Annotated in this window: 8 protein-coding genes; 5 read left to right on the forward strand and 3 right to left on the reverse strand. The window is 38.9% G+C overall.

Translation table 11 applies throughout. The features are described from left to right. The first annotated feature begins 137 nt into the window (after positions 1 to 137). On the forward strand, positions 138 to 1055 hold the full coding sequence (lipA, locus tag BDR01S_RS24130) for a lipoyl synthase (RefSeq protein ID WP_066258585.1): 918 nt from the start codon (positions 138 to 140) through the stop codon (positions 1053 to 1055). A 37-nt stretch (positions 1056 to 1092) separates the two neighbouring features. Here lipA and BDR01S_RS24135 read toward each other — a convergent pair whose 3' ends face one another. Next, entirely contained in the window at positions 1093 to 1731 is a 639-nt protein-coding gene (locus BDR01S_RS24135) for a YhcN/YlaJ family sporulation lipoprotein (RefSeq protein ID WP_066258583.1), read from the reverse strand. Between the two features lie 116 nt (positions 1732 to 1847). Here BDR01S_RS24135 and BDR01S_RS24140 point away from each other — a divergent pair, with 116 nt between their 5' ends. Beyond that, on the forward strand, positions 1848 to 2123 hold the full coding sequence (locus BDR01S_RS24140; protein WP_066258581.1) for a YutD family protein: 276 nt from the start codon (positions 1848 to 1850) through the stop codon (positions 2121 to 2123). Positions 2124 to 2152: 29 nt separating this feature from the next. Here the strand turns inward: BDR01S_RS24140 and BDR01S_RS24145 are convergent, their stop codons facing one another. Continuing rightward, the gene (locus BDR01S_RS24145) at positions 2153 to 2437 is read right to left on the reverse strand and encodes a cytosolic protein (protein ID WP_066258579.1); all 285 of its coding nucleotides are present in this window, start codon (positions 2435 to 2437) and stop codon (positions 2153 to 2155) included. 58 nt (positions 2438 to 2495) lie between these two features. Further along, on the reverse strand, positions 2496 to 2762 hold the full coding sequence (locus tag BDR01S_RS24150; protein WP_066258577.1) for a DUF3055 domain-containing protein: 267 nt from the start codon (positions 2760 to 2762) through the stop codon (positions 2496 to 2498). A gap of 190 nt (positions 2763 to 2952) precedes the next feature. Here BDR01S_RS24150 and BDR01S_RS24155 point away from each other — a divergent pair, with 190 nt between their 5' ends. The 3 genes from BDR01S_RS24155 to BDR01S_RS24165 all read left to right on the forward strand — a co-directional run bounded on the left by BDR01S_RS24155 (position 2953) and on the right by BDR01S_RS24165 (position 5542). Next, positions 2953 to 4245 (forward strand): EAL domain-containing protein, encoded by a 1293-nt coding sequence (locus BDR01S_RS24155; RefSeq protein ID WP_066258576.1) that lies wholly within the window; start codon positions 2953 to 2955, stop codon positions 4243 to 4245. 28 nt (positions 4246 to 4273) lie between these two features. Next, complete coding sequence (locus BDR01S_RS24160) at positions 4274 to 4711, forward strand: DUF86 domain-containing protein (protein WP_066258573.1); 438 nt, start codon at positions 4274 to 4276, stop codon at positions 4709 to 4711. Between the two features lie 66 nt (positions 4712 to 4777). Beyond that, positions 4778 to 5542 carry a TIGR01457 family HAD-type hydrolase gene (locus BDR01S_RS24165; RefSeq protein ID WP_066258571.1) on the forward strand — a complete coding sequence of 255 codons (765 nt, stop codon included), beginning with the start codon at positions 4778 to 4780 and terminating at the stop codon, positions 5540 to 5542. The last annotated feature ends 163 nt before the right edge of the window (positions 5543 to 5705 follow it).

The raw sequence follows: 5705 nt of genomic DNA on the forward strand, positions 1-5705 counted from the left end.
TAGTAATATCCATCAATGTCTATATTTTTAGGAACGGTCCAAGCTGGTATTCTAAACCGATTTGCTTGTCGATATTTTTTCAGTATGGTAAAGTGACAAAGAAGATTCATTTCTAGCTTCAAGGGGTGTAACAATTAATGAGTAAGAAAGAAGATGTTCTAAGAAAACCCGATTGGTTAAAAATAAAACTGAATACGAATGAGTCCTATACGGGCTTGAAAAAAATGATGCGTGAAAAGAATCTGCATACGGTTTGTGAAGAAGCACGCTGCCCTAATATTCATGAATGCTGGGCCGAAAGACGGACGGCTACCTTCATGATTCTTGGTGATACATGTACCCGTGCCTGCCGTTTCTGTGCCGTTAAAACCGGTCTGCCAACAGAGTTAGATTGGAAAGAGCCTGAAAGGGTTGCAGACTCTGTTCAATTGATGAACTTAAAACACGTGGTTGTCACAGCTGTAGCACGTGATGATCTTAAGGATGGCGGTGCTGCCATTTTTGCCGAAACCGTTCGTGCGATTCGACGTAAAAATCCATTCACAAGTATTGAAGTGCTTCCATCCGATATGGGTGGAAAGGAAGAAAACCTTCGTATGCTAATGGACGCTAAACCTGATATCTTAAACCACAATATTGAGACGGTTAGACGGATGACACCAAGAGTTAGAGCCCGTGCAAAATATGATCGTTCTCTAGAGTTTCTACGTCGGGCAAAGGAAATGCAGCCTAATATTCCAACAAAATCCAGCCTAATGGTTGGATTGGGAGAAACATGGGAAGAAATTCTTGAGGTTATGGATGATTTACGAGCAAATCACATTGATATTATGACAATCGGTCAATATTTACAGCCGACAAAAGGTCATCTAAAGGTTGAGAAATATTATAGCCCCGATGAATTTAAAGAATTACAGCAAATTGCGAAAAGTAAAGGCTTCAGTCATTGTGAAGCAGGCCCGCTTGTCCGCTCATCCTACCATGCCGATGAACAGGTTAGTGCTGCAGCGAAACACAAGCAACTACTTGGTGAACAAGAGGTACAGGAAGCTTAAACAAAGAGTTCAGTCAATAGTGACTGAACTCTTTGTTTTATTGATTGTTCCTGCCCATATTGTCGTCAGGGGTCAGTCCATTTTCATCCTCACTTGAACTTATGCGTTGTCCTTGTGGAGATTTTTTCATTTGTTTAATAAGCCCATTCACTAAATTCCGAGCGTTCCGGCTAGTGGAATCAAGGTTTGCCAGATTTTCTACATCCCTCATGAGGACTTTATTGTCAGTAACGAAGACATGGTAATACCTAGGAACGACAGACATCGCTGTTTTCTTTACTTGGTCAGCCGTCAAATTGCGATCTTTGGAATCTGTCTTATAAGCAATCAATACTTCTTGGTCTGTGACAAGTGTGGCAACATCATTGACATTAGGAATTTCTGTACTGAATTTACTAATGATATTGGCCACCTGTTCGCGGTCTAAGGCAGTATAGTGGTCATTGGCTGTATTATCATTCATGAGCGGGCTTTTTTGATGACGGACAAAGCCATAATTGTTGCTTGCGTTACGAACACTACGACTTGCCCCTTCATTGTAAAGGTCATGCCTTTTATTATTTACATTGATGGTATTGCCGCTTTCCTCATACACATCACGGTTGCCCATATCCTTCGAACATCCTGTTAAAGCTGTCAGCGTACATAATCCCAGGATTATGACTAATTTTTTCAAAATGAAACACCTCCTTTTCTTAGAATAGCCATTAAACGGATTTATTTTCTTAGCAATTGATGGGGAATCGGTTATAATGGTTATTAGGAATTAGTTGGCAAAAGAGGTGAAATATCATGATTATTATGAATAACACTGTTTATGAAATGGTTCAAGAACATAGAAACGGCTTTAATGAAGAGGCTCTTAAAGCAAGGTTTAGTGATATTTTGACAAGATATGATTATGTGGTTGGCGATTGGGGTTATGGTCAGCTTCGGTTAAAGGGCTTTTTCGACGACCAAAACCAAAAAGCCACTTTTGATACAAAAATTAGTACACTGAGTGAATACCTATATGAATATTGCAATTTTGGCTGTGCCTATTTTGTCTTGAAAAAAGTGAAGAAATAAAAGAAGGGTCAGCTGAACTGGCCCTTCTTTTACGTTGATTCGGTATATGGTGGCTGTTGATCTTTTGCTTGGTCATCGTGGGTGGGATGTGCTCCGTCCATCTGCCGAGGAAGATCTTGATGAAGTGTTTTATTTTCGTAATTAAAGGCACTGTATGGCCGTTGCCCATCTTTCCAAGGCGTGCTTTTGTTCTGCACCGGCTCGTTTTCGCGAATAGGCGAACCTAAAGGTCCTTCCGGGAATTCTTCCGCTGTAAGGAAATTCCTTTGTTTTTCAACATTGGATAATTCCGTATATTTTTCTTCTTCCGTCATCATTACGCCCCCTTTTAGCCTTATTATTTTCAAAGAGAGGGTAATTCATGACTCAACATTAAATTAATTCCATAAAGAAGCTTCTTAATTCTTCCGCATCTGCTTCATTTAATTGAAAAGCATACTCCAAATAGCCTTCTTCTTGCAAATCATCTGGGCCGATAATTGCAAAACGGCTTCCCTGCATATCAAGAACGAGATGCTTCCCAAAATGACGGTCACTTTGGACGATCGCTAAATCAAAGCGTTGATTTTCACCAACAAAGCTGACAAATCTTGTTTTTGTATCCTCTGTATCATCGTATAAGAAAAAGCGTTCTGACATTTTATAAACCCCTTTATAAATAAATCCGTATTTTCGACATCCTCTTTATAGTAACAAAAAAAGCTAGTAGAGGGGAATGAAGAATTTTCCAAAATTTTCACAAGTTTTTAGGAATCAAAACACGAACGATGTCAAATTATGTTACAATTAAGCTAAATTCTCAAAGTGGACACCTGAGAGGAATGATCGAATGATCCGTCGTTACATGGAAAAGGCCAAAAATGTAATGCAATGGGGAAAGATTCTATTACCTCTTTCGTCAATACGTTTTTATCCTCCTCAATTTATTCTGCGAAACCCTGTATTAGAGGGAGTAACAGCTGCATTTAATAACGGACATGAAGTAGCTGTGATCGTATTTAATTTAAAGGATACTAACGAAATAACAGATCAGTTAAGTCAATCCCAGTACACACAATTAATAAAGCAGATAAAAAAGGCATTCCGTAAGACCATAGAATCGCAAATTGTCAAACTAGACGTAATTACACTCGAGGACTTTTATGGGGACGGTCTGACACTTTTTATAAAAGTTGATGATGCTAACCATTGCCTATCAGAAATAAATATGATCATGGCAAAAATTATTTACAGTGTGGAAGCTATTCTTCGTCAGCAATTTCCAATCCTTCAGCCAGAGTTTGAATCTGGTTATATGTATGTGGAAAAAAAGAATTATTCGATCATGCATTCAGTTGAAAGTGCCCGCAGGCAGGCGATTGCAATGGCAGAAAAAAGAATTAAGTCAGAATGGAATGAAATGGTCCAGACGATTAAAAAGATTATTTTCAAAAAAGATATAAAATTATTAGCACAGCCAATCATTGATGTAGCAACAAAAGAAGTAAAGGCGGTCGAAATGCTTACACGTGGCCCAGATGGAACCGTGTTAGAGAGTCCCTTGCAGCTTTTTTCAGTTGCAAGACAGACTGGCTTGCTTTACGAACTTGAATTGCTGGTCATCGAGAAGGTTCTAGAGCAAATTAAGGCAACAAGATGCCGCCAAAATATCTTTGTCAATTGTACACCTTTAACACTTAGTAATATTCGCTTTATCGGGGATTTAAAAATAATAATGGAAAAATACAAGAATATTTCTCCGCTGCAAATTACCTTTGAAGTGACTGAAAATGATTCCATTGAGGGGTTAAAGAATTTTATTTATAACATAAAAATGCTTCGGTTAATGGGGTACAAAATAGCGATGGACGATACCGGTGCCGGATATTCTAGTTTAAGTATTATTAGTGAAATCATGCCGGATATTATAAAAATTGACCGTTCCGTCATTCAAAATATTGATAAAAATTCGGTCAAAGAATCGATGCTCCAAGGCTTGATGCTCATTGCAAGAGAAGCAGGTTCCATCGTCGTCGCAGAAGGCATCGAAAACGAGGCAGAAGCATCTGTTTTAAAGAGAAATAATGTTGACTTAGCACAAGGTTTTTTTTATGCACGACCAGCAGCGTTAGTAAGAATGTAGCAGCATAGAAAATGGAGGTAGTGAAACGATGTATTTTGTGGACAGGGAAAAGATTGAAGAGATATTAAAATATTTGGAAACGCAAATTCAACTCTTCTTAAACCAAGAGCAATGGTCAACCCCACTTGAAAAGGCAGCACTTGAGCGTTTAAACCATATGATGATTGAGTCCGTTTTGGACGTTGGAAATGCGATGATCGACGGGTTTATTATGCGTGATCCAGGAAGTTACGATGACATCATTGATATTTTAATGGATGAAAAGGTTATTTCAGCCGAAACAGGGAATGGTTTAAAAATCATGATCCAATACCGAAAAAGACTTGTCCAATTTTATACGGAGATAAATCATCAGGAACTCCAAGAAGTCTTTTCCAAACATCTACATGAACTGGTTAACTTCACAGCGAATGTCCGTGACTATCTCGCCAATGAACTAGGGCCGGTTTCTGCTTTTAAAAACTAATGAAAAGACCGTTTGCACCGGTCTTTTTCTCATATTTGGTAATAATATTTTTAGGAGTGATGATTTTTGAAAAAATACAAAGGTTATTTAATTGATTTAGATGGAACGATGTATAAAGGGACGGAGCGTATTGAAGCGGCCTCCGATTTTGTGAAAAAACTTCGCGATCAACAAATTCCCTATTTATTTGTTACCAATAATTCTTCAAGGACCCCGGCACAGGTTGCAGATAAGCTGTCCAACTTTGATATCCCAGCGGTAGAGAAACAGGTTTTTACGACCAGCCAGGCGACGGCTAATTATATCTATGAACGTAAGAAGGATGCCACTGTTTATGTGATTGGCGAAGAGGGTATTCGGTCAGCTATTGAAGAGAAGGGCCTGATATATGGCGGGGAAGATGCTGATTTTGTAGTAGTAGGTATCGACCGCGAAATCAGTTATGAAAAATTGGCGGTCGCATGTTTGGCTGTTCGTAACGGTGCAACCTTTATTTCAACCAATGGAGATATCGCCATCCCGACTGAAAGAGGCTTGCTTCCAGGGAATGGATCACTTACATCGGTAATTACTGTTTCTACCCAAACAAAGCCTATATTTATCGGAAAACCTGAAGCGATTATTATGGAACAGGCCTTAAAAGTATTAGGTACACCGAAAGACGAAACCTTGATGGTTGGCGACTATTATGATACTGATATTTTAGCAGGCATGAATGCAGGCATGGATACATTATTAGTTCACACGGGGGTAACAACGAAGGAACTGCTTTCCGGATACGATAGGAAGCCGACTTATACCATAGATTCCTTAGATCAATGGGAGATGTAAAAAGGAGGCGGTAATTTCCTAACGGGTTCCGTTTCCTGTCGCAAAACATGAAAATGCAATCGAAAATGTAGCTCAATTTGTACTGCATTTTGTATCTGCTTTTGTAATTAAAAATAAGATGGCTCAGTTCACTGAGCCATCTTATTTTTGGTAAAAGGGCGGA

It is taken from the genome of Neobacillus drentensis NBRC 102427, from assembly GCF_001591445.1.
Classification (GTDB): Bacteria; Bacillota; Bacilli; order Bacillales; family Cytobacillaceae; genus Neobacillus; species Neobacillus drentensis.

What these genes read in the sequence shown, in the direction of transcription:
- BDR01S_RS24160 (WP_066258573.1), top strand. Translation starts at nt 4,274, where the DNA reads ATGTATTTTGTGGACAGGGAAAAGATTGAAGAGATATTAAAATATTTG.
- BDR01S_RS24150 (WP_066258577.1), bottom strand. Translation starts at nt 2,762, where the DNA reads ATGTCAGAACGCTTTTTCTTATACGATGATACAGAGGATACAAAAACA.
- BDR01S_RS24155 (WP_066258576.1), top strand. Translation starts at nt 2,953, where the DNA reads ATGATCCGTCGTTACATGGAAAAGGCCAAAAATGTAATGCAATGGGGA.
- lipA (WP_066258585.1), top strand. Translation starts at nt 138, where the DNA reads ATGAGTAAGAAAGAAGATGTTCTAAGAAAACCCGATTGGTTAAAAATA.
- BDR01S_RS24140 (WP_066258581.1), top strand. Translation starts at nt 1,848, where the DNA reads ATGATTATTATGAATAACACTGTTTATGAAATGGTTCAAGAACATAGA.
- BDR01S_RS24145 (WP_066258579.1), bottom strand. Translation starts at nt 2,437, where the DNA reads ATGACGGAAGAAGAAAAATATACGGAATTATCCAATGTTGAAAAACAA.